At 37.8% G+C, this 24,336-nt stretch carries 22 protein-coding genes; 14 read left to right on the forward strand and 8 right to left on the reverse strand.

The window, feature by feature from the left end; translation table 11 throughout:
- Nucleotides 1-9 precede the first annotated feature (9 nt).
- Both ACF3N8_RS05825 and ACF3N8_RS05830 read right to left on the reverse strand, forming a co-directional pair.
- Nucleotides 10-1,050: a C45 family autoproteolytic acyltransferase/hydolase gene (locus tag ACF3N8_RS05825; RefSeq protein WP_009385038.1), complete on the reverse strand. Its 1,041-nt coding sequence runs from the start codon at nucleotides 1,048-1,050 to the stop codon at nucleotides 10-12.
- Nucleotides 1,051-1,455: 405 nt separating this feature from the next.
- On the reverse strand, nucleotides 1,456-1,743 hold the full coding sequence (locus ACF3N8_RS05830) for a hypothetical protein (RefSeq protein WP_009385040.1): 288 nt from the start codon (nucleotides 1,741-1,743) through the stop codon (nucleotides 1,456-1,458).
- Between the two features lie 178 nt (nucleotides 1,744-1,921).
- Here ACF3N8_RS05830 and ACF3N8_RS05835 point away from each other — a divergent pair, with 178 nt between their 5' ends.
- The 3 genes from ACF3N8_RS05835 to ACF3N8_RS05845 all read left to right on the forward strand — a co-directional run bounded on the left by ACF3N8_RS05835 (nucleotide 1,922) and on the right by ACF3N8_RS05845 (nucleotide 3,862).
- On the forward strand, nucleotides 1,922-2,095 hold the full coding sequence (locus ACF3N8_RS05835; RefSeq protein WP_017176857.1) for a hypothetical protein: 174 nt from the start codon (nucleotides 1,922-1,924) through the stop codon (nucleotides 2,093-2,095).
- A gap of 93 nt (nucleotides 2,096-2,188) precedes the next feature.
- A complete protein-coding gene (locus ACF3N8_RS05840) occupies nucleotides 2,189-2,758 on the forward strand; it encodes a hypothetical protein (RefSeq protein ID WP_009385044.1) in 570 nt (189 codons plus the stop codon).
- 63 nt (nucleotides 2,759-2,821) lie between these two features.
- Nucleotides 2,822-3,862 (forward strand): lactonase family protein, encoded by a 1,041-nt coding sequence (locus ACF3N8_RS05845; RefSeq protein WP_017176858.1) that lies wholly within the window; start codon nucleotides 2,822-2,824, stop codon nucleotides 3,860-3,862.
- Between the two features lie 1,722 nt (nucleotides 3,863-5,584).
- Here ACF3N8_RS05845 and ACF3N8_RS05850 read toward each other — a convergent pair.
- The 4 genes from ACF3N8_RS05850 to ACF3N8_RS05865 form a co-directional block, all read right to left on the reverse strand.
- Entirely contained in the window at nucleotides 5,585-6,964 is a 1,380-nt protein-coding gene (locus ACF3N8_RS05850) for an aldehyde dehydrogenase (protein WP_009384069.1), read from the reverse strand.
- Nucleotides 6,965-7,090: 126 nt separating this feature from the next.
- Nucleotides 7,091-7,372, reverse strand: coding sequence for a GNAT family N-acetyltransferase (locus ACF3N8_RS05855; RefSeq protein ID WP_009384068.1), 282 nt, complete (start codon nucleotides 7,370-7,372; stop codon nucleotides 7,091-7,093).
- 30 nt (nucleotides 7,373-7,402) lie between these two features.
- On the reverse strand, nucleotides 7,403-8,338 hold the full coding sequence (locus ACF3N8_RS05860; protein ID WP_009384067.1) for a manganese-dependent inorganic pyrophosphatase: 936 nt from the start codon (nucleotides 8,336-8,338) through the stop codon (nucleotides 7,403-7,405).
- A gap of 58 nt (nucleotides 8,339-8,396) precedes the next feature.
- The gene (locus tag ACF3N8_RS05865) at nucleotides 8,397-8,948 is read right to left on the reverse strand and encodes a cysteine hydrolase family protein (protein ID WP_009384066.1); all 552 of its coding nucleotides are present in this window, start codon (nucleotides 8,946-8,948) and stop codon (nucleotides 8,397-8,399) included.
- A gap of 76 nt (nucleotides 8,949-9,024) precedes the next feature.
- Here ACF3N8_RS05865 and ACF3N8_RS05870 point away from each other — a divergent pair, with 76 nt between their 5' ends.
- Together ACF3N8_RS05870 and ACF3N8_RS05875 are read left to right on the forward strand one after the other, a co-directional pair.
- Nucleotides 9,025-10,155 (forward strand): hypothetical protein, encoded by a 1,131-nt coding sequence (locus ACF3N8_RS05870; protein WP_009384065.1) that lies wholly within the window; start codon nucleotides 9,025-9,027, stop codon nucleotides 10,153-10,155.
- An 87-nt stretch (nucleotides 10,156-10,242) separates the two neighbouring features.
- Nucleotides 10,243-11,796: an SLC13 family permease gene (locus ACF3N8_RS05875; protein ID WP_392449759.1), complete on the forward strand. Its 1,554-nt coding sequence runs from the start codon at nucleotides 10,243-10,245 to the stop codon at nucleotides 11,794-11,796.
- 52 nt (nucleotides 11,797-11,848) lie between these two features.
- Here the strand turns inward: ACF3N8_RS05875 and pheA are convergent, their stop codons facing one another.
- Together pheA and ACF3N8_RS05885 are read right to left on the reverse strand one after the other, a co-directional pair.
- Entirely contained in the window at nucleotides 11,849-12,658 is an 810-nt protein-coding gene (gene pheA / locus ACF3N8_RS05880) for a prephenate dehydratase (RefSeq protein WP_238094232.1), read from the reverse strand.
- Between the two features lie 12 nt (nucleotides 12,659-12,670).
- Nucleotides 12,671-13,741, reverse strand: coding sequence for a nitric oxide synthase oxygenase (locus ACF3N8_RS05885; protein ID WP_392449760.1), 1,071 nt, complete (start codon nucleotides 13,739-13,741; stop codon nucleotides 12,671-12,673).
- Between the two features lie 178 nt (nucleotides 13,742-13,919).
- Between ACF3N8_RS05885 and ACF3N8_RS05890 the strand changes: the two genes are divergently transcribed.
- The 9 genes from ACF3N8_RS05890 (at nucleotide 13,920) to ligA (ending at nucleotide 24,326) form a co-directional block, all read left to right on the forward strand.
- Nucleotides 13,920-15,389 (forward strand): nicotinate phosphoribosyltransferase, encoded by a 1,470-nt coding sequence (locus ACF3N8_RS05890; protein WP_009384061.1) that lies wholly within the window; start codon nucleotides 13,920-13,922, stop codon nucleotides 15,387-15,389.
- A complete protein-coding gene (gene nadE, locus ACF3N8_RS05895; RefSeq protein WP_392449761.1) occupies nucleotides 15,382-16,227 on the forward strand; it encodes an ammonia-dependent NAD(+) synthetase in 846 nt (281 codons plus the stop codon). The genes ACF3N8_RS05890 and nadE overlap by 8 nt, the downstream gene beginning before the upstream one ends.
- A 76-nt stretch (nucleotides 16,228-16,303) precedes the next feature.
- Entirely contained in the window at nucleotides 16,304-16,873 is a 570-nt protein-coding gene (locus ACF3N8_RS05900; RefSeq protein ID WP_009384059.1) for a DUF2179 domain-containing protein, read from the forward strand.
- Nucleotides 16,863-17,033: an NETI motif-containing protein gene (locus tag ACF3N8_RS05905; protein WP_009384058.1), complete on the forward strand. Its 171-nt coding sequence runs from the start codon at nucleotides 16,863-16,865 to the stop codon at nucleotides 17,031-17,033. Before ACF3N8_RS05900 ends, ACF3N8_RS05905 begins: the two co-directional genes overlap by 11 nt.
- 212 nt (nucleotides 17,034-17,245) lie before the next feature.
- On the forward strand, nucleotides 17,246-18,541 hold the full coding sequence (purB, locus tag ACF3N8_RS05910; protein ID WP_009384057.1) for an adenylosuccinate lyase: 1,296 nt from the start codon (nucleotides 17,246-17,248) through the stop codon (nucleotides 18,539-18,541).
- A gap of 71 nt (nucleotides 18,542-18,612) precedes the next feature.
- Nucleotides 18,613-18,915 (forward strand): YerC/YecD family TrpR-related protein, encoded by a 303-nt coding sequence (locus tag ACF3N8_RS05915; protein ID WP_009384056.1) that lies wholly within the window; start codon nucleotides 18,613-18,615, stop codon nucleotides 18,913-18,915.
- 531 nt (nucleotides 18,916-19,446) lie between these two features.
- Nucleotides 19,447-20,130, forward strand: a complete 684-nt coding sequence (locus tag ACF3N8_RS05920; RefSeq protein WP_009384055.1) for a heptaprenylglyceryl phosphate synthase — start codon at nucleotides 19,447-19,449, stop codon at nucleotides 20,128-20,130.
- Nucleotides 20,131-20,135: 5 nt separating this feature from the next.
- The gene (gene pcrA / locus ACF3N8_RS05925) at nucleotides 20,136-22,319 is read left to right on the forward strand and encodes a DNA helicase PcrA (protein WP_009384054.1); all 2,184 of its coding nucleotides are present in this window, start codon (nucleotides 20,136-20,138) and stop codon (nucleotides 22,317-22,319) included.
- Between the two features lie 3 nt (nucleotides 22,320-22,322).
- The gene (ligA, locus tag ACF3N8_RS05930; protein ID WP_392449762.1) at nucleotides 22,323-24,326 is read left to right on the forward strand and encodes an NAD-dependent DNA ligase LigA; all 2,004 of its coding nucleotides are present in this window, start codon (nucleotides 22,323-22,325) and stop codon (nucleotides 24,324-24,326) included.
- The last annotated feature ends 10 nt before the right edge of the window (nucleotides 24,327-24,336 follow it).

A 24,336-nucleotide genomic window follows, 5' to 3' on the forward strand; every position in this document is an offset into this window, starting at 1 on the left:
TGGGCTTTTTTAATGGGAAGCAAAGGTGATGTCAGTCTCGATAACACCTTCGAAATGATCGATTGTTAAAGGATGTCCATTAAGCCAAGACTTGAAGTCGATTGAGGTTGGTGTGCTGTTTTCACCAAGTCCAAACCATGCTTTCAAACGAGTTGGTTCGTACATAGACGTATGAATCGTACCTGACCAGCTCTTAAAAAGTTTACTATATAGATTGTACTTAGGATCATTAAACATGCGATATACATTGAATTGTTGATGTGGTTCCTTTAAATGTTCGTGTAATTGAGCCAGGCGCTCTTTAGATTCTTTCGTATAGTTACGGTTTTCATGGGTTAAAATTTCAAAGTGATTGGTACACGTTTGATGGTTTCTAACTTCTACACCTCTAGGCGTGACTTCTACAATTGCGTGATTGAGTTGTTTATCTTGAACGATATAGCTGAATGAACTGCGGTGTGGTAACGTTTTGAGAAAAGCAATTACTTCATTAACATCTTTACATAACTCTAAGATTAAGCGACCTATCATATAACACACGAATCCGTTCTGTGGCTTTTTACGATGCATGAAATTATAAGCCATTACAAGACCATGTTCGTTCATACCGTCCATGCGTCCTGTAATTCTTGAAATGGGACCTATTTGTGCATATCCACCATCGTTCGGTTGGAAAAGCAAATAACGACCATCGTATGTGGCAGGGTGGTAGTCATAATTACGAACAAGGTAATCATCGCCTACATAAACTGTACAGCCGCTATCCTTTAAATCAGTGAAACGATAGTGCGCGAAGTTTAATATCGCTTGTTTAGTAGGTATATTTAGCACATCACGTAGTGCCATGATTTCCTCCCATATTTGAGGTGCAAAGTGTTGGTATATATCAAAAGTTTCATTAATATCTATATCGAAACGTGGGTTACGTTTCTTCCATTCCTTTTCACGGTTACGTAACATTCGAGTTTGCTCCATCCATTTAGCTGTCTCAACACCTAGATCATAATGCGAGCCACGATGGGTTTGGATATCGACTTTAACATTCTGCATGATTTGTAATCCTTTCTTAAATAATAGTTACATCTAAAATGTTATCTTAATAATTTGTAACACTAAGTTAATAGACTTTGCACTTTTAAAAATTATATAATTAGAATGTAACGAAATAAAACTAACTTACGATGAGATAATCTATTTTGGAAGAGGTGATTACTATGTTTCAAGATGCATGGAACACAGCTGAAAGAGAAATTATTTTATGGTGGTATAGCTAATAATCATGGACATTTACTATAATCATTTTAAACGAAAATAAGCAAGGACATATAGTGCAGTTACTATTGTCTTTGCTTATTTTTTAGTGTGTTCCGTAAATGTCTTCAACATTTTGAGTAATGTAGATAGATGTAATTTTGTGATGTTCAGCGCTTTGTTCAGAGTTAAATGTACATGTGATTAATGTCTTTTTTGATGATCTGTAAAATCATTTGCATAGACATAAAACAAGATTAGCTGTTCATTTTCTAGTCGTGCTCTGTGAATGACATCGAAACTCCAACTCAAATCACTTTTTTCAACTTCTTCCAATCGTGTTTTAAATAGGTCTAAGAGTTCTTCTCTAGACAAAATTTGACTCTTTCTTGACTTATCCATTTTATAACACACAACGTCAGAAGCTAACATATCATCTACTTTATCAATGTTGTTTTGTTGCCAAGCATTTAGAAATGATATATATGGCACAATAAAAACCTCTCTTTAATTATAAAAGTCTATTATTAGTTATAATTTACCACATTATAACAGAAATCCATATATAGGTGAATGAAAAACATGAATAAAGGGTATAGATTTAATGTATTGAAAGAGTATGCTATTATAATAATAAAGTATACTATAACTATTTGAGGTGAATGATAACATGTGCAAGTTTATTAAAGGACTATTAACATTTATTTTAAGCTTTATTGCAATCACATCTGTAGTAGTAGCTGGTTTAGCAGTTGTATTTGCATATATCTTCAAAAAAGACTTTGAAGATATCGAAAATAAAACTAAAAAAATTGTGGCAGAAATTGAATCAAATAATGCCTAAATGAGGACGAACACTTCTTAGTGTTCGTTTTTATTTTGCTGTTGGGCTTTTCCATTGGGATTAAAAATAAACAAGGGGATAGGTGATTTTTGATTGTATCACAATGACAATGCACTTTTATCGTATCGTTTGAATCAAGATGAGGTTGTTACTTTAAATGATTTAAATCGTAACAAACCGAATGATGTGCCAATGATGACGGATATTTATTGCTTAGTTCAAGAGCTTCAAGAAACTTACCCGTTTATACGAAATATCACGATTGGCGTTTCAGATGATCCTGTTTTATTAGAAAAAGCAGAGCAGTTTAAACATCTTTTTGAAAATGTTTTAAATGACAAGGATTTTCAAGGAAGTGTGGTTCACATTGTGAAATGGAAAGAAAACAGTACATCTATGAAGAAATTTGAAAAATCTTTTGTTCAGTATGATCCTGACGTGTGGATTGTGATGGGACGTCCACTAGGATTTAGCCGATTATTAAAGAGGCTATACCGCAACGAAAGATTTGATCCTAAACGTACATATTGCTTTGGGCCGCTATGTTCTGAAACGATGATTCAGACAGTGGGACCTAAGTACTTCGAGGGGATACAAGGTTTAACGATGGATCAATTAACTTGGCGCGTTAAACAAGGTCGTATCCATGTTTCGACATCATAACTATTGTGTTTCTGTCCTAAAATTTAATATGATAGGTATACGATTATTTTGAGGAGGACGCTTATGACTACGAAAGGTTTTATTGGTGGTTACACGAAGAAAGAAGGTAAAGGTATCTACCAATTTTCATTAGATGAAGCTAAAGGTAAGATTAATCGCATAGACGTTGGTTACGAAATCGAAGCTTCTACATACCTTGCACATAACAATGAAACGTTATATGCGATTACGAAATTAGGCGAAGATTGCGGTATCGCTGCTTTTAAAATAGAGGCAGATGCATCTTTAACGTATTTAAATGATTGTCTTGCCTCTAAAGACGGGACAGGTTGTTATATTTCAATTTCACCAGATGGTAAGTATTTATTCGAGTCTGTTTATGGTAATGGCATTTTAAGACAGTATGAATTAAACGAGCGTACAGGTGAAATCGAAGGTTTAGTAGATGAAATATGGCATCAATTTCCCTTAGGTCCGAAAGAACGTCAAGATCATGCTCATGCGCACTATGCGGATACGACGCCTGATGGTAACTATTTAGTAGCTTGCGATTTAGGTACGGATCGAGTTGTGACGTATGCCTTTGACGAAGAAGGATTACATGAGGAATATGTTACGGAAGTTGAAGCAGGAGACGGACCACGTCATTTAACCTTCTCAGGTAAAGGCGACTATGCGTATTTAGTAAATGAATTATCGAACACGGTAGTTGTTATGACATACGAAGATGGTCGATTTGAAGCGGTTAAGCGTCATTCAACATTACCTGAGTCGTTTGAAGGTGAATCTAAATTAGCGGCGGTTCGTATGTCGCATGACGGCAACTTTATTTACGTAAGTAACCGTGGTCACGATAGTATAGCGGTTTACGAAGTGCTTGAAGCGGGTCGCCACTTAGAGCTTGTAGAAATCGTGAAGACTGAGGGAGAATTCCCACGTGATTTCAATATTACGCCATCTGACGATTATATCGTGGTCGCGCATCAAGAAGCGGATAGTGTCGTGACAGTTTTTAAGCGCGACAAAGATTCAGGCCGACTTACTTTAACAGACCGTACGCACACAGCTAACGAAGGCGTTTGCGTTACGTTTTTACAAGATTAATTTTTTTAATAAAAGGAAAGTCTCGGGGCGGAGTGCCTCGAGACTTTTTTCATTATTGGGAGAGATGAGGTGGTTATGATTGTTTGTTAGTTGTAGGGGGAGTGGTTTGAATTACACGTTTTCTTAGTCTTGTAAATTTGGAGTGGTTTGAATTACACGTTTTCTTAGTCTTGTAAATTTGGAGTGGTTTGTTTTACACGTTTTCTTAGTCTTGTAAATTTGGAGTGGTTTGAATTACACGTTTTTATAGTCTTGTAAATTAGAAGTGGTTTGTTTTACACGTTTTCGTAGTCTTGTAAATTAGAAGTGGTTTGGTTTACACGTTTATGCAGTCTTGTAAATAAAGAGCCGTTAGTTTTACACGTTTTTATAGTCTTGTAAATTAGAAGTGGTTTGTTTTACACGTTTTCGTAGTCTTGTAAATTTGAAGTGGTTTGAATTACACGTTTTCGTAGTCTTGTAAATTTGAGGGGGTTTGAATTACACGTTTTTTATAGTCTTGTAAATTTGGAGTGGTTTGGTTTACACGTTTTCTTAGTCTTGTAAATTTGAGGGGGTTTGAATTACACGTTTCTAATTTCTTGTAAATTAGGAGCGGTTTGAATTACACGTTTTCGTAGTCTTGATAAACAAAGCGGCTCAGATTATCACGTTTGTTCAGTCTTGATAAACGAAGTGGCTTATATTATCACGTTTGCAAAGTCTTGATAAACGAAGTGGCTTAGATTATCACGTTTTCGTAGTCTTGATAAACAAAGTGGCTCAGATTATCACGTTTGTTCAGTCTTGATAAACGAAGAGCCTCTGTTTCTCACGTTAGATCAGTCTTGATAAACGAAGTGGCTCCGTTTCTCACGTTTGTTCAGTCTTGATAAACGAAGTGGCTTAGATTATCACGTTTGTTCAGTCTTGATAAACGAAGTGGCTTATATTATCACGTTTGAGTAGTCTTGATAAACAAAGCGACTCAGATTATCACGTTTGCTAAGTCTTGATAAACGAAGTGGCTTAGATTAACACGTTTGATCAATCTTGATAAACGAAGAGCCTTTGTTTCTCACGTTTGTTCAGTCTTGATAAACGAAGTGGCTCCGTTTCTCACGTTTGTTCAGTCTTGATAAACGAAGTGGCTTAGATTATCACGTTTGTTCAGTCTTGATAAACGAAGTGGCTTATATTATCACGTTTGAGTAGTCTTGATAAACAAAGCGGCTCAGATTATCACGTTTGCTAAGTCTTGATAAACGAAGTGGCTTAGATTAACACGTTTGATCAATCTTGATAAACGAAGAGCCTTTGTTTCTCACGTTTGTTCAGTCTTGATAAACGAAGTGGCTCAGATTATCACGTTTGATCAGTCTTGATAAACGAAGAGCCGAGGATTATCACGTTAATCCAAACGTGATAACTGACTTTGCTAAAGAAGTCGACTCCAACTTAAAGGACTTTTCCTAGAAGATAACATGACGGGTTGAAATAATAAAGTTATATAATAGAGTATGATTACGGGCGACGGTAATGCGTCGAAATAATAAAGTTATATAATAGAGTATGATTACGGGAACCGGTAATGGGTCGAAATAATAAAGCTATATAAACAAGTTTGATAACGGTTACCGATAGCACGACGTACCGAATCTAAAACGACTGCCGACACGAACCAAAAAAAGCTGTAAAACCGATGCCGGTGACACCGCTCTTACAGCTTTATGAACCGCGATATTACTTCTTTAAGAATCGTTTGATATAAGAAAATTTGCCTTTGTATGGTGGAAATAGTAATCCTGAGTCGAGTCGTGTTGTCTTGAATATGTAGGATTTCTCGTGTGTAAAGGTATCAAATGTGTATTTACCGTGATAGCGGCCGAATCCTGAGCCACCAACGCCGCCAAATGGAAGGTTGTGATTGGCTAGGTGAAGTAAGGTGTCGTTAATTGCGCCGCCGCCGAATGAGAGTTCTTTGAGTACGCGGTTCGTAGCGTTTTCATCTTCGCTGAACAAGTATAGCGCGAGCGGCTTATCTTTAGACTTAACGAATTGAATTGCTTCATCGAGTTCGTCATATGTGACTAAAGGCAGTATTGGTCCGAAGATTTCAGACGCCATTACTTCGTCTTCGTTAGTTACGTGATCAAGTACTGTTGGTTCGATGAAACGGTCGTCTCGATTCGTATCGCCACCAAGAATAATCTTGTCACGATGAGCTTCAAGTAATTGATTTAGGCGCATAAAATGACGATCGTTCACGATACGCCCGTAGTCCTTGTTCGTCGCAATGTGTTTACCATAGAATTCATTAATCGTTGAACGGATTGCTTTAATTAAGTCATCTTTAACGTTACGTTGCACAAGCACATAGTCGGGCGCTACACACGTCTGACCGGCATTTACGAATTTACCGAAGCAAATACGTTCACTTGCGACTTTGATATTCGCGGTTTCATCCACGATTACAGGTGACTTACCACCAAGCTCGAGCGTTACAGGCGTTAAGTTACGGCTTGCTGCTTCATATACTTTACGACCAATGTCTTGGCTCCCGGTGAAAAAGATATGATCGAAAGGTAACTGAGACATTTGTGCGGCAACTTCACCGTCGCCTAATACAACTTTTACGTAGTTAGGTTCGAACGTTTCTTCAATTATTTCTTTAATGACGTTCGCGACATTAGGTGTTAATTCTGACGGCTTCACCATCGCCGTGTTACCTGCAGCAATCGCGCCAATTAATGGCTCGAATGTTAACTGAACGGGATAATTAAATGGTGAGAAGATACCGATTGTACCAAGTGGTTCTTTATAGATGTAACTTTTAACAGGGAATAAGTATACAGGCGTGTTAACCTGCTTTGTTTTCGCCCATTGCGGTAACTCTTTACGTATGTGACGAAGGTTATGCAATGTGAAACCAATTTCTGCTGCGAATGCTTCGACTTTGTTCTTACCTAAGTCAGTTTGAAGCGCATCTAATAAATCGCGTTCATGCGCTTTAATCGACTTAGCGAGTTGCTTTAATTTCTTCTTTCTAAATTTAATACCCTTTGTTTCGTCTGTTTGAAAATAAGCTTTCAAATTGTCGAAATCATTTTCAATAGGGGTCATGAATTAGCCCTCCTTATTAAAAAAAGGGGAGACATGTAAACATGTATCTCCCCAATAGCAAAATAGTCAATTGATACTTTTCTCATACCCAAGTCGGATAGAGTCATAAACAATTTTTGACAATCTCTAAGATTCGTAACGTAAATCTTGAAGACTTGGGTCCTTCTTAAATTTTAAATCGACATAACTACATGAAGGTTTAATTTTAACGTCCTCTTTTTTGGCCTTTTCAATTAAGTGATCGAAAAGTTGACCTGCAACACCTTGTCCACGAAGTGATTCATCAACAAAAGTGTGGTCTGCTTCCCAAACTTCGTCGTTTAAAGGAACGTACGTTATTTCTGCTGTAGGGTTTGACTCGTCACCTACATAAAATTTATTGTGACCTTCTTTAACTTCAATACTCATCGGAATGCCTCCTTACGTATCGCTAAAAGATTAAGCCTCTTCTGTTAATGCATCCGTAACAGGTGGTACAACTTGTTTCTTACGAGAAACGACACCTTCTAAGAATGCTGTATCGTTTTCTAAGCTCACATTGAAGGCTTTAGCGACTTTGTCTTTTTCAGAACCGACAACTAATACTTTTGAGTTACTGTTAATGATATCTGTAACTAATAAGATGAAGATGTCATATTTTTCTTCAGCGCTTGCTTTAAGCATTGCTTTTTCAAGCTCGTCTTGACGGTCGAATACTTCATCGATATCTACAGTGTTTACTTGACCGATACGAGTAACATAGTCACCCATGTTGAATGACTTAGCGTCCATGTCTAGTAATTCTTCAGCTGATTTATCTGTAGTTGAAGCACCAGCTTTAAGCATTTCTAAACCATATTGTTCTAAGTCTACGTCAGCAATTATAGCTAACGCTTCACATGCTTCTTTATCTTCTTTTGTGCAAGTAGGTGATTTGAATAATAAGCTATCTGAAATAATTGCAGAAACCATTAAACCAGCGATTTCAGGTTTAATTTCTACATCTTCTTCGCGATACATTTTATATAAGATTGTAGCTGTACAGCCTACAGGTTCAGCACGGTAGTATAATGGCGCACTTGTTTCAAAGTTAGCGATTCTGTGGTGGTCTACAACATGCTTAATGTTTGCTTTTTCGATTGTTTCAGCACTTTGTTGGAATTCATTATGGTCAACTAAGATAACCTCTTGGTCTGTTAAATCTTCATTTAAAAGTTCTGGTGCATCTACTTTAAAATAATCTAAAGCGTATTGTGTTTCAGGGCCAACTTCACCTAAACGGTAAGCTTTAGCTTCTTTGTTACCTAAAGATTGTTCAAAGTCAGTCATAATAATAGCTGATGAAATCGCATCAGTATCTGGGTTTTGATGTCCAAAGATAAAAGTTTTTGCCATGATTGATACTCCTTATTGTCATTGTGTTTTAATTCTATTTTATCACGATATGAAAGCGTTAATCCACTTGAGCGCCCATACTATTTTTAAAATGTTGTAGCGCCCATTCATGCCCAGTTAGATCAAATGATGCGACACCATTTTTAGGAATACGCATTTTATAATTGAGGTTATAGGCGCTTACTGCAGTGTGTAAGACGCAAATATCTGTACATACGCCAACAATTTCGATTTCAGTGATGCCACGTTCACGTAATAAACTATCAAGATTCGTACCATAGAATGAATCATAGCGTGTTTTATCGATGTAATGCACGTTTTGGTCGTCTTCGTGTGCATCGTAAAAGTCCTTAACTCGACCGAAAAGCTCACGGCCTGTTGTGTCTTTTAAATTATGAGGTGGAAATAACTTGGTCTCTGGATGATAAGGGTCATTCTCGTTGTGTAAATCCATCATAAAAAATATGTGGTCCTTCGCATCATTGAAAACATTCAGGCGTTCTAAAATAAAAGGTTCAATGGCTTGACCAGCTACACCACATGTCAATTTACCATCATCAGCGATAAAGTCGTTAGAGTAATCAACAACAATTAATGCTTTTTGTGACATAAACATTTCCTCCTAAACGATTGGGGTATACTCTTAATATAACACGAAACATATTTGATTGATGGAGGTTTGATTTATGCATATCAACGGTCGTGCATTCGGAATGGTAGGCCATCATAAACGTAAGGATACGATTGGTCTTCAAAAGGCACTTAAATACATAAAGAAACATCCGCACGTCACACTTTATATACCAGAAGGTACGTATCATATTGGACATGCGGTTAAGATTTACGAAGGTGCTACGATGATACTTCATGATAATGCGACGCTTCTTAGATGTAGTAAAGATGCGTTACTTAAAAATGGATCTAGTAAGAAGAAATATTATGGTCATGACGGTAACGGTAATATTCACATTGAAGGCGGTACATTTGATATGAATGGGGACGTTTTTCCATACAATAATACAGCGATGAGTATCGGACACACGCGACATATTACGATTAAAGGCGTTACCTTTAAAGATGTTGTAGGTGGGCATGCGATTGATGCGTGTGGTATTGATGGCTTACATATCTCAGGATGTCGTTTTTTAGGTTTTAAAGACGTTACGGGTAAACGTGGCTTTTCAGAAGCGGTGCAACTCGACTTACATGTCCCAGGTGCTTTCCCAAAATTTGGTGTGAACGATCACACGATTACGAAGAATGTCGTGATTGAACATAATTACTTTGGTCCTTCAACGAACAAGGATTTCAAAGCTTGGAATCGCGGTATCGGGTCTCATGCGAGTCGTCATCAAAAATTCTACGAGAATATCTTTATACGCCATAATACGTTTGAAGAGATAGGTGAATTTGGTGTCACGCCACTCAAATGCGACCATTTAGTTATCTCAGATAATACGTTTTTAAATTGCAAAGGCGGTATTCGTTATTTAGGTGTTAAGACTGGTAAGAATGCGTTTGATGGTAATAATGTCGATAGAGGTGCTGAAGCGGGTTATTTTGCTTGGTTTGAAAATAATCGCTTCGAAGGTCCTATGGTGCATGATGCGATACATTGTCGCAGTTACTTAGATGCCTATCATAAAGAAGTGTATATTGTTAATAATCAATTCGATGCTGAAAACGGCAACATCACGTTAGCTAATGTCGATACCGGTTACGTGGTAGGGAACCGTCATATTCAAAATCTCAAACAGTCATATACTAAAGATATTCATGTAAACGATGAACCATTTAGAAGTGACCAAATGATATAAATTTTAATTTTTGTCATATTCAACAGAGATATGTAATGTGGTATAATTTTCTTAATATTTCGTTTATTTATTTAAGGGGGAACTTAAATGGGGAATGAGAAATTGGGACGCCACGCATATCTCACGTTCTTTTCAAAGCAGCATGATGATAAACCGTCTTATACGAAGGCGCAACTGATTGGGTTGTTACTCGGGCCAATCTTATTCACGTTAATTCTGACGCTGTTCAAACCTGAAGGACTATCATCACAAGGGGTCTTTGTGCTTGCGATAACGGCTTGGATTGCATCTTGGTGGATTACGGAAGCCATTCCGATTGCCGCAACAAGTTTGTTACCAATTGTTTTATTACCACTTGGACATGTGATGGACTCGAAAGTCGTCGCAAGTCAGTATGGTAATGACATTATCTTTTTATTCTTAGGTGGCTTCATTCTAGCGATTGCGATGGAAAGATGGAATTTGCATACACGTGTCGCACTAAACATCATTAATGCGATAGGGACGAGTACAGGAAGAATTTTATTAGGCTTCATGTTCGCGACAGGTTTTCTGTCTATGTTCGTCTCTAACACTGCTGCAGTTATGATCATGATTCCAATTGGTCTCGCGATAATTAAAGAGGCGCGTGCACTGAAGGATGATAGCGTTCATGAAAAGTCCTTGAGTAAATTCGAACGTGCTTTAGTACTTGCGATTGGTTACGCAGGGACAATAGGAGGCCTTGGTACTTTAATAGGGACGCCACCTCTTATTATTTTAAAAGGTCAATACCATGCATCATTTGGTGAAGAGCTTAGCTTTGCAAGATGGATGATCATTGGTATTCCTACCGTTATCGTGTTATTAACGTTAGCTTGGTTGTATTTAAAACATGTTGCGTATAAACATGATATGAAGGACTTACCAGGTGGTAAGAAAATTATTCAAGATAAACTTCATGAGTTAGGTCAAATGCAATACGAAGAGAAGGTTGTTCAAGCGGTCTTCATCTTAGCGAGTTTACTTTGGATTTCAAGAGAATTTTTACTTAAGAATTGGAGTGTAACGAGTCAAGTTGCTGATGGAACTATCGCGATGTTTATCGCTATTCTACTATTCTTAATTCCTGCTAAAAATAAATCCAAGCATACGAGAATTGTTGACTGGAGCATTGCGAAAGATCTACCTTGGGGCGTATTGATCCTCTTTGGTGGGGGTCTCGCTTTAGCAAAAGGCATCCAAGAAAGTGGACTTGCTAAGTGGTTAGGTGAGCAATTGTCATTGTTAAATGGCGTTAGTCCGTTAATTATCGTAATCGTAATTGCGGTGTTTGTCTTATTCTTAACTGAAATTACATCAAATACTGCGACAGCTACAATGATATTACCAATACTAGCTACTCTTTCTGTAGCGATCAACGTGCATCCGCTATTACTTATGGTACCTGCCGCTATGGCTTCAAATTGTGCTTTTATGCTGCCTGTAGGTACGTCGCCTAATGCGATTGCCTTTGGTACAGGAAAGCTTTCCATTAAAGAAATGGCGACTACAGGTTTTTGGTTAAACTTAATTAGTGCCGTTTTATTAGTACTTGTCGTTTACTTTATCTTACCGCCAGTTCTTGGCATTGATATCATGAAACCATTACCACTTAAATAGATTTTTAAAAAGCGAGGCTAGATGGCGTAATTGCCAACTAGCCTCGCTTAATTTAATTATGATTTTGGAACGATCCTATTAATTTAACTTGATAATCAAGTGTTTCTAGAATGGTAATGACTTTTCGTAGTTCGTCGTTAACAGGTGTTTTAGCCTGTACATAGAAATGGTACATGCCAAGTTCTGTCTTTTGCGGACGAGACTCTATCCAAGACAGGTTGATATTAAATAATGTAAATGTGTTTAATATGCTTGCGAGTAGGCCAGGTTTATCTTGCTTTGGCGTCACAAGTAAAATCGTATCCGTCGCTGCTTCGACATGTTTCGCTTTGTTACCGATAACTAAAAAGCGCGTTACATTATGTGGATAATCTTCTATATGTTTCGCAAGGGGTTCTAATCCCATACTTTCACCACTACCAAGTGGGGCAATGGCACCAACTGTATCAGATACCAAGTCTAAACCTTGAACCGTACTATTTACATAATCATATGAAAGTTGATGTTCATGTATAAAATGTTGGGTTTGGCTAATTGCCGGTGCAATGGAATAAACGTGCTTGATTTGGTTCAACGTTGCGCCTTTTCTACCATACAAGGCAAATTGAATATCTAGATGAATTTCATCGTAAACATATAAAGCCTCTTCAGTAATGCGGTCTATCACAAGGTTAATCGTACCTTCAATCGAATTTTCAATCGGGACAATCGCAATACTATTCGAATCGTGTTTTGTAGCTTTAATCACTTCATAAAGATTCGTCTTAGGTGACAACGTACTCGAAACGTCTGTTTGTTTCATATATTTTTGGCAGGCTAGGTATGAAAACGTACCTTTAGGACCTAAGTAATAAATATTCATGATGTTACTCCTTTATGAATGAAATGGGCAACGACTTTTCTTAGAGGGCTTTTTATAATGGAAGTTAGGGTCACGCATTTCATTTGAATAACCATGATGATAGTTCGAAACAAGTGATGGTGATAAAGAAGGAATGAGCCATGACCATTTACCTGTCACTTTACGGCCTGCTTGATGTTCATGATCTTCAAATCGTTCAAACTGTTTCGAAGCGGTATGATGATCAACTATCGATACGCCAGCTTGTTTGAAGGAATAATACACGGCATCATTGAGTTCGACTAACACACGGTCTTTATTAAATGTATTATTTTTAAGTGTATCAAATTCCATTGCGTGCGCAACTTTTTCCATCAGGTTGTAACGATACGTATCGGTAAAGTTACGGACCGCAATATCGTTAACCATGTACCAACCATTGAAAGGTGCGGTAGGGTACGTGATGCCGCCAATCTTAAGATCCATGTTCGAAATGATTGGGACCGCATACCACTTGAGATTAAGTTGACTCACTTTCTCGAAACGTTGATGCGTAATCGGTACCTCTTTAATAATAGACGAATCAAATTCATGATAATGCAGGTCACCGTTTGGCACTTGATAGATGAGCGGTAAGACGTCAAAGTCCGTGTGCTGTCCTTGCCACCCAAGCTGTTCTGCAAGTTGGGTAACGTCTCTCTCCATAGGATCCCCGCAATCCTCATAGCCTGCATAACGAATTAATTGGTTGTTATGAATTTTAGGTGGTTGCGTGTGTGAGAAGACTGAAATATAAGGCTTGATGCGACCATTGTTTGTAGCGTTCACGATATGTGATTCGATGGCTTTGATAAACGCGTCCTCTGTTTGAACATCACGGTGATCGGCAACTTCGAGCGTTGACCAGAAGAAGCGTCCGATACAGCGATTCGAATGACGCCAAGCCATTTGCGCCCCGTACGTCAATTCTTCCTTAGTATGCGTGTACGTACCAGCCTTACGAATTTCTTTCTTAATCGCTTTAAGACGCGATTTGATATCTTGTTTTGAAAAGCCACGTTCGTTATACATTTCTTTAATGAAAGCTTTTGCTTCTTTATACATATATATGCCACCTCAACACTATTATATTAGAAATAAATTTTTGTAGGAATAAATCGTAGAATTGTCATGATTTTGTCGTAACTTATATTTTCAAGATTGAAAGCAATAAACCCATTGGTTAAAACATTTAAAATGAATATGGTATGATTGAGAAAAATAGGTATTTGGGGAGATAAAAATGGCGCTATATAAAGATGATAGTTTAATGTTGCATAATGATTTATATCAAATTAATATGGCTGAGACATATTGGAATGATGGGATTCATGAAAGAAAGGCAATATTTGATTTATACTTTCGTAAAATGCCTTTTGATAGTGGGTATGCAGTATTTAATGGATTAAAACGCGTAATCGAGTTTATTCAAGATTTTCATTTTTCAGAGTCAGATATCGACTATTTAAAATCATTAGGTTATCAAGATGATTTCTTAAGTTATTTAGAAGATTTAACATTCACAGGTAATATTCGTTCGATGCAAGAAGGTGAGTTGTGTTTCAGTAATGAACCATTACTGCGTGTAGAAGCACCGTTAATTCAAGCACAACTCATTGAAACAGCTTTGCTTAATATTATTAACTTCCAAACGTTAATTGCGACTAAAGCGAGTCGTATTAAGCAAATTGCGCCTGATGATACGTTAATGGAGTTTGGTACAAGACGTGCGCATGAACTTGATGCTGCGATTTGGGGTGCGCGTGCAGCCTTTATCGGTGGTTTTGACTCTACAAGTAACGTACGTGCTGGTAAAATGTTCGACATTCCAGTATCAGGTACGCATGCACATGCGATGGTTCAAACGTATGGTGATGAGTATGTGGCCTTTAAAAAATATGCAGAACGCCACAAAGATTGTGTGTTCTTAGTCGACACGTTCCACACGTTGAAGTCAGGTATGCCAAATGCGATTAAAGTGGCGAAAGAACTTGGTGATTCGATTAACTTTATCGGCGTTCGCTTAGATTCAGGTGACATCGCATATCTTTCTAAGGAAGCACGTAGAATGCTTGATGAAGCTGGATTCACGGATGCTAAAGTCATTGCTTCAAATGATTTAGATGAGCAAACTATCACCAGTTTAAAAGCCCAAGGAGCCAAAGTTGATTCATGGGGTGTTGGTACGAAATTAATTACAGCATTCCAACAACCTGCTCTTGGTGCAGTGTATAAACTTGCGGCTATTGAAGATGAAAACGGCGAATACATCGATCGTATTAAATTATCTAATAATGCTGAAAAGGTAACGACGCCAGGTAAGAAAAACGTTTACCGAATTATCAATCGCAAGTCAAATAAGTCAGAAGGGGATTACATCACGCTGGATCATGAAAATCCGAATGAAATCGCACCGCTTAAAATGTTCCACCCTGTACACACATATAAAATGAAATTTATTAAGAAATTCGATGCGATTGATTTACATCACGACATCTTTTTAGATGGTAAACTGATTTACGATATGCCAACTGAACGTGAATCACAAATGTATTTAAAAGATAATTTAAATTATTTATGGGATGAAAATAAACGCTATTTAAATCCTGAAGACTATCCTGTAGATTTAAGTACAGCATGTTGGGAGAATAAACATAAACGTATCTTCGAAGTTGCTGAACAAGTGAAAGAAATGGAGGAAGAACATGAATAATCTTCAATCTATTATTGTAAAGGAAATGAAAGTTCAGCCTGAGATTGACGCTAAAACGACATCTAGAGATATTATCCAATTTGTTAAGGATTATGTGGTGACGCATAATTTCATTCAATCGCTCGTTTTAGGTATTTCTGGCGGGCAAGATTCTACATTAGCAGGGAAACTTGTCCAATTAGCAGTCAACGAGCTTAAGGATGAAGGTCGTAAATATAAGTTTGTGGCTGTGAAATTACCATATGGTACGCAAAAAGATGCAGATGAAGTCGAAGATGCGCTTAAATTTATTGAACCTGATGAAACGGTAACAGTAAACATTAAACCTGCTGTCGACCAAAGCGTCGCATCGCTTAAAGAAGCGGGTATTACGTTAAGTGACTTTGAAAAAGGAAATGAAAAAGCAAGAGAACGCATGAAAGTTCAATATTCAATTGCGTCGAATACGAAAGGTATCGTAGTTGGTACGGATCATTCGGCTGAGAACGTGACGGGCTTTTTCACGAAGCATGGTGACGGAGCAGCAGATATTGCACCATTATTTGGCCTGAATAAACGTCAAGGACGTCAAATACTTGAATATTTAGAAGCGCCAAAGCACCTTTATGAAAAGGTTCCGACAGCGGATTTAGAAGACGACAAACCTCAATTACCAGATGAGGAAGCGTTAGGTGTTTCATATCATGCGATTGATGACTATCTTGAGGGTAAATGCGTGAGTCAAGCAGATCAAGATACGATTGAAAAGCATTACATTCGTAATGCGCATAAGCGTGAACTTGCTTACACACGTTATACTTGGCCAAAGCATGATAAAGGACCTGAGTTCGAACAATAAAAAAGTTAGTGACATTTAACAATTAAATTGGTAAAATATCTTGAATTTAAAATTAACTAACGGAAGAAGGGATGTTATGTCTTATATTAATGACAATCCTTGGTTAATGATACTTGCGATATTTACAATTAATGTTGTGTATGTCACTTGTTTAACCATGCGTATGATTCTTACATTGAAAGGTTATCGTTATATGGCCGCGATTGTAAGTTTTATTGAGGTCATAATTTATGTTGTAGGTTTAGGCTTAGTTATGTCAGGTTTAGATCAGATTCAAAATGTAATCGCGTATGCATTTGGCTTTTCAGTGGGGATCATCGTAGGCATGAAGATTGAAGAAATGCTTGCTTTAGGATATTCGGTTGTCAACGTGACGACGACGCGATATGATTCTGATATACCGAGTCAATTAAGAACTTTAGGTTATGGTGTAACGCACTTTTTAGCACATGGTCGAGATGGTGAACGTCTCGTGATGCATATCTTGACACCTAAAAAATACGAACGAAAACTCATGGATACCGTGAAGCAACTTGATGAGAAGGCGTTTGTTATCGCTTATGAAGCAAGAACGTTGCACGGCGGTTTCTGGGTGAAAGGTGTTAGAAGTAAACGATTAAAGGCGTATGATACAGATGAAATTTGAAGTACAAGAGAATGAATCGATTCAAGATTGTTTGAAACGCATGCGTGAAGCGGGTTACATGCCTGTGAAGCGCTTTGAAAAGCCGGTGTTCAAAGAGAATAAGGATGGTTCAGTAGAAGTTATGAGACAGCAAATTGTCTTTACCGGCAAGAAAATGTAATTGAAATGTTTAGAGCTTTGGGTTTTAAGTAAATTTACTTTAGAATCTGAGCTCTATTTTTTTAGGATTTAGGGAATATTTATCTTGAAGTGATAGAATTTAGAGGGCTTTTTAAGTAAAAGACGAACTTTTAAAGTATTTAAAATTTTAATGTACATGTTTTGGGAATTTGTTATAATTAACTTAATCCATAAAAGATAGGAGCTTATATCATGATTGAACGTTATTCAAGAGAAGAAATGTCTCAAATTTGGACAGACCAAAATCGTTATGAGGCTTGGTTAGAAGTAGAAATTTTAGCTTGTGAAGCTTGGAGTAAACTTGGCTTTATTCCTGAAGAAGATGTGAAGAAAATTAGAGAGAACGCTAAAGTTGATGTGGATCGTGCTAAAGAAATCGAAGAAGAAACACGTCATGATGTTGTCGCATTCACACGTCAAGTTTCAGAAACACTTGGTGAAGAACGTAAGTGGGTACACTACGGTTTAACTTCTACGGACGTTGTCGACACTGCTTTAAGTTATGTAGTGAAACAAGCGAATGATATCTTAGAAAAAGACCTTGAAAGATTTATTGAAGTTTTAGAACAAAAAGCGAAAAAATATAAAAATACTTTAATGATGGGTAGAACACATGGTGTACATGCTGAACCAACGACATTTGGTGTCAAAATGGCGTTATGGTATACAGAAATGAAACGTAACTTAGAACGTTTCAAGCGTGTTCGTGAAGAAATTGAAGTTGGTAAAATGAGTGGTGCTGTTGGTACGTTTGCGAACATTCCACCTGAAATTGAAGCGCATGTGTGTGAACGTTTAGGAATTGGTACAGCACCAGTTTCAACTCAAACGTTACAACGTGATCGTCACGCATACTATATCGCGACATTAAGCTTAATTGCGACTTCACTTGAAAAGTTCGCTGTAGAAATCCGTAACCTTCAAAAAACTGAAACACGTGAAGTTGAAGAGGCTTTTGCAAAAGGCCAAAAAGGTTCTTCAGCAATGCCGCATAAACGTAACCCAATCGGTTCTGAAAATATTACAGGTATCGCGCGTGTGATTCGCGGTTATATCACAACTGCTTATGAAAACGTGGCGTTATGGCATGAAAGAGACATCTCTCACTCTTCAGCTGAGCGTATTATGTTACCTGATGTTACAATCGCTTTAAACTATGCGCTAAACCGTTTCTCAAATATCGTAGACCGTTTAACAGTTTATGAAGAAAATATGGAAGCAAATATTAATAAAACATTTGGTTTAATTTATTCTCAACGTGTTCTTTTAGCGTTAATCAATAAAGGTATGGTGCGTGAAGAAGCGTATGATACTGTTCAACCAAAAGCCATGGAATCTTGGGAAACGAAAACACCGTTTAGAACGCTAATTGAAGCGGATTCTAAGATTACAGACGTACTTACTAAAGATGAATTAGACGAGTGTTTCAATCCTAAACATCACTTAAATCAAGTGGATACAATCTTTAAGCGCGCAGGCCTTGAATAAGATTTCACTACACTTAAACCCGTGATTAAGTTAGAATAGAGATAGTCAAATGCGAATTAGGGGTTGTTTACATGCAAATCGAAAAATTAAGAGGCAAAGCCTTAGACGAATTATTTGAAGCGATTTTGGCTTTAGAAACAAAAGAAGAATGTTATCAATTTTTTGATGATTTATGCACTGTGAATGAAATTCAGTCATTATCTCAAAGGCTTCAAGTCGCTAAAATGATTAAACAAGGGTATACGTATGCAACGATTGAAGAAGAGTCTGGTGCTTCGACAGCAACAATCTCTCGCGTGAAACGTTCGTTACAATGGGGAAATGATGCATATACAATGATTCTAGATCGATTAAATATTGAAACTGAATCATAAATGATTTCATCTGTGGAGATGACCGATTGCGGTCATCTATTTTTTTATTTTTGGGGGTGAGCCTCGGTGGTGATACAGGGTGAGGTTGAGACTTGATGGAGAAATCGTCATCAAGTCTCAAGATGGTTGAAACTTGATGAGCGAACCGTAATCAAGTCTCAGGGTGGTTGAAACTTGATGGTGAAATCGTGATCAAGTCTCAGGGCTTTTGAAACTTGATGGTGAAATCGTGATCAAGTCTCAGACCGGTTGAAACTTGATGAGCAATCTGTGATCAAGTCTCAGGACTGATAAAACGTGATGAGCGAACTGTGATCAAGTTTTGGTTCATACATTGTTACTTCTTCAGTTATCTATACGCACGCATAGAAGGGTATTTCACTTCAATTCGGGTCAAAGAAGCCAACGCTTCTTTGGGGTCGCTTTTCTAAAGGGCTTTTCAAAAGGGATGAGAAGTTGGACTCACGCATTTAGAATTCAAATCGTAAAAATGATATAATGATGTGTACGAAATTTAAAGGAGTAAGACGTATGTACGATATTACAAAATGGCAACATATATTTAAATTAGACCCTGCTAAAACGATATCTGATGAGGATTTAGATAAGATCTGCATGTCCAATACGGATGCGATTATGATTGGTGGAACGGATGATATTACGCTTGATAATGTGATTCATTTGATGAGTCGTGTGAGACGTTATCCACTGCCGCTTGTATTAGAAATCGCAAATGTTGAAAGTGTCATGCCTGGATTTGATTTCTATTTCGTACCTACCGTTTTAAATAGTCAGGATGTTCAATATCATAATGGTATCTTACATAAAGCGTTGAAGGAATATGGACATGCGATTGACTTTGATGAGATGATATTTGAAGGTTATGTCGTACTGAATCAAGATAGTAAAGTTGGCCAAGTGACGAAAGCCAATTGTGACTTAACTACAGAAGATTTAGAAGCTTATGCGCTTATGGCTGAAGAGATGTATAAGTTGCCGATATTGTACCTTGAATATAGTGGTACTTATGGCGACATGGAAATGGTCAAAGCAGCGAAATCAAAACTTCAATCAACACAATTATTCTATGGTGGTGGTATTCGCAATCTAGATGATGCAAAGGAAGTATTTGAAATTGCGGATACGATTATCGTGGGTAATGTCATTTATGACGACATCAAACATGCATTAAAAACTGTCAAAATAAAGGAGTAACATAAATGAATCCATTAATTAAAAATATGAATAATGAACAAAGCCAAGCTGTCCGCACGACAGAAGGCCCATTATTAATTATGGCTGGTGCTGGTTCAGGTAAGACACGAGTCCTTACACATCGTATCGCTTATTTACTGGATGAAAAGGATGTATCTCCTTACAATATTTTAGCGATTACGTTTACGAATAAAGCAGCAAAAGAAATGAAAGAACGTGTTGCATCTTTAGTAGGCGAAGAGGCTGAAGTGATATGGATGTCAACGTTCCACTCTATGTGTGTACGTATCCTACGTAGAGATATTGACCGCATTGGATTTGAACGTAATTTTACAATTATAGACCCTACTGACCAGAAGTCGGTAATCAAGCAAGTACTTAAAGAAAAGAATATCGATAGTAAAAAGTTTGAACCGCGTATGTTTATCGGTGCAATCAGTAATCTTAAGAATGAGCTTAAAACACCTGATGATGCATCTCGTGAAGCGAATGATTATTACACAAGTATGGTTGCGAACGTTTATAGCGCTTATCAAAAGCAGTTACTTCGAAACCAAGCGCTTGATTTCGATGACTTGATTATGACGACGATCAAGTTATTTGAGCGCGTACCAGATGTACTTGAATACTATCAGAATAAATTCCAATACATACATGTTGATGAGTACCAAGATACGAACAAAGCGCAATATACGCTAGTGAATCAACTTGCGAAGAAATTTGAGAATATTTGCGTTGTAGGTGACTCTGACCAATCGATTTATGGTTGGCGTGGTGCAGACATTCAGAATATTTTATCCTTTGAAGAAGATTATCCGAATGCGACAACCATTTTCCTAGAGCAAAACTATCGCTCAACTAAGACAATTCTTAATGCGGCGAATGAAGTGATTCGTAATAACACTGAGCGTAAACCTAAAGGACTTTGGACAGGGAACGCTGAGGGTGAGAAGATTCAATACTACGAAGCAACTTCTGAACGTGATGAATGTGAGTACGTTGTACGCGAGGTCATGAAGCATCGTAAGAATGGTAAGGACTACAATGATATGGCGATTCTTTACCGAACGAACGCGCAATCTCGTGTGCTAGAGGAAACGTTTATGAAATCGAATATTCCGTATACGATGGTTGGCGGACAGAAGTTCTATGACCGCATGGAAATTAAAGACCTTCTAAGTTATCTGCGTTTGATTGCGAATAGTAACGATGATATCAGTTTTAGACGTATTATCAACGTGCCGAAACGTAGTATTGGTCCTACAACTGTAGATAAGATTGCGGCGTATGCGGCGGAACACGACATCAGTATGTTTGATGCGCTTGCTGAGATAGATTTTATCGGCGTTTCGAAAAAGGCGGCACAAGCGTGTATGTCATTCTATCAACTGATTAATGATCTGATGAAACAACAAGAGTTCTTAGAAATCACTGAAATTGTGGATGAGATTCTTGATAAATCAGGTTATCGTGCCATGCTTGAAAAGGCCCAAACATTGGAATCAAGAAGTCGTCTCGAAAACATTGATGAATTTAAATCTGTTCCAATGGATTATGAAGAGAATACACCGCTAGAAGAACAATCATTGATTAACTTCCTTACAGATTTATCACTCGTTGCTGATATTGATGAAGCGAATACTGAGAGTGGCGTTACAATGATGACAATGCACTCAGCTAAAGGTTTAGAGTATCCAGTCGTGTTTATAATAGGTATGGAAGAATCCATCTTCCCACATTTCAGAGCAATTAAGAGTGATGATGATCATGAGATGGAAGAAGAGCGCCGAATCGCGTATGTTGCGATTACTCGTGCTGAAGAACAATTATATGTAACACATGCTACCAACCGTATGTTATATGGACGTACACAATCCAACATGCGTTCAAGATTCTTAAATGAAATACCTGAAGACCTTATGAATAAACCATCTCAGTCAGATCGTGTTCAAATCGGTCAAAAGAAAAAACCTCAAAAACGTGGATTTAGTAAGCGTGTAACAAAAGGTCAAACGACTGAAACGAATTGGAATGTCGGTGATAAAGTGGTTCATAAGAGCTGGGGTGAAGGCATGGTCAGCCAAGTTAATGAGAAGAATGGCTCAGTTGAACTTGATATCATTTTCAAAAAAGAGGGACCTAAACGTTTACTTGCATCTTTCGCACCTATCGAAAAAAAGGAGGACTAAACCATGTCTGAAGTTAAAAAACACGTAGAAGAACTGCACGAATTACTGCATCGTTATAGCTATGAATATTATGTTAAAGACGATCCAAGTGTACCGGACAGTGAATATGATAAGCTTTTGCATGAGTTAATTGAGATTGAACGTGAACATCCTGAGTTAAAAACGGATGATTCTCCGACCGTACGTGTAGGTGCTGAGGTTCAGTCTTCATTTGAAAAGGTACAGCACGAAACACCGATGTTAAGTCTTGGTAATGCTTTTAATGAAGCGGATTTACGCAAATTTGACCAACGCATTCAAGAAAAAGTGGGCGACGTCAATTATATGTGTGAGCTCAAGATAGACGGGTTAGCCGTTTCACTAAAGTATGAGAATGGTAAATTCGTTCAAGGTTTGACGCGCGGCGATGGTACGACGGGTGAAGATATTACTGAGAACCTTAAAACGATTCATGCGATTCCGCTCACTTTGAAAAAGGACATTAGCTTTGAAGTCCGTGGTGAAGCCTTTATGCCGAGAAAGTCCTTTCTTAAATTAAACGAAGAAAAGGAACAGAATGAGGAACAACCATTTGCGAATCCTAGAAACGCGGCTGCTGGTTCCTTACGTCAACTTGATCCAAAACTCGCTGCGAAACGTAAGCTTGATGTCTTCTTGTATAGTATCAATGACTTAACGGAGCTTGATGCTGAAACACAAGAAGAAGCGTTGAATGAATTAGATGCGCTAGGTTTCAAAACGAACCAAGAACGTCGCAGTGTGAATAACATCGATGAAGTGATTGAATATATTGACTATTGGACGGATAAACGTGAGGCGCTATCTTATGACATCGACGGTATCGTGATTAAGGTGAATCAACTTGATACACAAGATGAGCTTGGCTTTACTGCAAAATCACCGAGATGGGCAATTGCTTATAAGTTCCCAGCAGAAGAAGTGGTTACGACGTTACTTGATATTGAACTTAGTATAGGTCGTACTGGTGTGGTTACACCAACAGCAATCCTTGAACCCGTTCGTGTAGCAGGCACAACCGTTTCTCGTGCGTCGTTACATAATGAGGACCTCATCCATGAAAAGGACATTCGCATTTCGGACAGTGTTGTCATTAAAAAAGCTGGCGACATTATCCCAGAAGTTGTTAAGAGAATTAAAGATAGACGTAAAGACGACGCGAAGACGTATCATATGCCAACGCATTGTCCAAGTTGTGACCATGAACTTGTGCGTATCGAAGGCGAGGTTGCATTAAGATGTATTAATCCGAAGTGCCAAGCGCAACTTGTAGAAGGGCTTATTCACTTTGTGTCGCGCCAAGCCATGAACATCGATGGTCTTGGTGAAAAGATTATCCAACAACTTTACGAACAAGGCTGTATTAAGGACATCGCAGATATTTATTACCTTACAGAAGAAGATTTGTTACCATTAGAGCGAATGGGCCAAAAGAAAGTGACGAATCTTTTAAAAGCCATTGAAACATCGAAGTCAAATTCCTTAGAACAACTCCTCTTTGGATTAGGCATTAGACTTTTAGGTGTTAAAGCGAGTCGTGTTCTTGCTGAACGTTATGATTCAATCGAGTGCTTGATGGAAGTATCTGAAGTAGAATTGCTTGAAATTCATGATATTGGTGAGAAACTTGCGCAGTCTGTTGTGACTTATCTTGAAAATGAGGACATTAAAGCTTTAATTCAAAAACTTAAAGATAAAGATGTTAATATGACTTTTAAAGGACCAAAATACAACGAAGTTGAAGGACATGAAGACTTTAAAGACAAAACGATTGTACTTACAGGCAAATTACATCAAATGACACGTAAGGAAGCATCGGAATGGTTAAAACTGCAAGGGGCAAAAGTTACAAGCAGTGTTACCAAGAAGACTGATCTTGTTATAGCAGGTGAAGATGCTGGGTCAAAATTGTCTAAAGCAGAAGAACTCGAAATTGAAGTTTGGTCTGAAGATGAATTTGTAACAAAGCAAAATGAGATTAAAGAATAGGAGATTGGGA

It is taken from the genome of Staphylococcus massiliensis (assembly GCF_043186315.1).
GTDB lineage: Bacteria > Bacillota > Bacilli > Staphylococcales > Staphylococcaceae > Staphylococcus > Staphylococcus massiliensis.

Coding starts and splice junctions, on each gene's coding strand:
- ACF3N8_RS05855 (WP_009384068.1), bottom strand. CDS start 7,372: ATGAGTATTGAAGTTAAAGAAGGTCACAATAAATTTTATGTAGGTGAC.
- pheA (WP_238094232.1), bottom strand. CDS start 12,658: ATGAATATTTATTACTTAGGTCCTAAAGGTACGTTTTCATACCTAGCC.
- ACF3N8_RS05865 (WP_009384066.1), bottom strand. CDS start 8,948: ATGTCACAAAAAGCATTAATTGTTGTTGATTACTCTAACGACTTTATC.
- ACF3N8_RS05900 (WP_009384059.1), top strand. CDS start 16,304: ATGTCTTATATTAATGACAATCCTTGGTTAATGATACTTGCGATATTT.
- nadE (WP_392449761.1), top strand. CDS start 15,382: ATGAATAATCTTCAATCTATTATTGTAAAGGAAATGAAAGTTCAGCCT.
- ACF3N8_RS05885 (WP_392449760.1), bottom strand. CDS start 13,741: ATGTATAAAGAAGCAAAAGCTTTCATTAAAGAAATGTATAACGAACGT.
- ligA (WP_392449762.1), top strand. CDS start 22,323: ATGTCTGAAGTTAAAAAACACGTAGAAGAACTGCACGAATTACTGCAT.
- ACF3N8_RS05845 (WP_017176858.1), top strand. CDS start 2,822: ATGACTACGAAAGGTTTTATTGGTGGTTACACGAAGAAAGAAGGTAAA.
- pcrA (WP_009384054.1), top strand. CDS start 20,136: ATGAATCCATTAATTAAAAATATGAATAATGAACAAAGCCAAGCTGTC.
- purB (WP_009384057.1), top strand. CDS start 17,246: ATGATTGAACGTTATTCAAGAGAAGAAATGTCTCAAATTTGGACAGAC.
- ACF3N8_RS05835 (WP_017176857.1), top strand. CDS start 1,922: ATGTGCAAGTTTATTAAAGGACTATTAACATTTATTTTAAGCTTTATT.
- ACF3N8_RS05825 (WP_009385038.1), bottom strand. CDS start 1,050: ATGCAGAATGTTAAAGTCGATATCCAAACCCATCGTGGCTCGCATTAT.
- ACF3N8_RS05875 (WP_392449759.1), top strand. CDS start 10,243: ATGGGGAATGAGAAATTGGGACGCCACGCATATCTCACGTTCTTTTCA.
- ACF3N8_RS05870 (WP_009384065.1), top strand. CDS start 9,025: ATGCATATCAACGGTCGTGCATTCGGAATGGTAGGCCATCATAAACGT.
- ACF3N8_RS05850 (WP_009384069.1), bottom strand. CDS start 6,964: ATGACCCCTATTGAAAATGATTTCGACAATTTGAAAGCTTATTTTCAA.
- ACF3N8_RS05905 (WP_009384058.1), top strand. CDS start 16,863: ATGAAATTTGAAGTACAAGAGAATGAATCGATTCAAGATTGTTTGAAA.
- ACF3N8_RS05890 (WP_009384061.1), top strand. CDS start 13,920: ATGGCGCTATATAAAGATGATAGTTTAATGTTGCATAATGATTTATAT.
- ACF3N8_RS05860 (WP_009384067.1), bottom strand. CDS start 8,338: ATGGCAAAAACTTTTATCTTTGGACATCAAAACCCAGATACTGATGCG.
- ACF3N8_RS05920 (WP_009384055.1), top strand. CDS start 19,447: ATGTACGATATTACAAAATGGCAACATATATTTAAATTAGACCCTGCT.
- ACF3N8_RS05915 (WP_009384056.1), top strand. CDS start 18,613: ATGCAAATCGAAAAATTAAGAGGCAAAGCCTTAGACGAATTATTTGAA.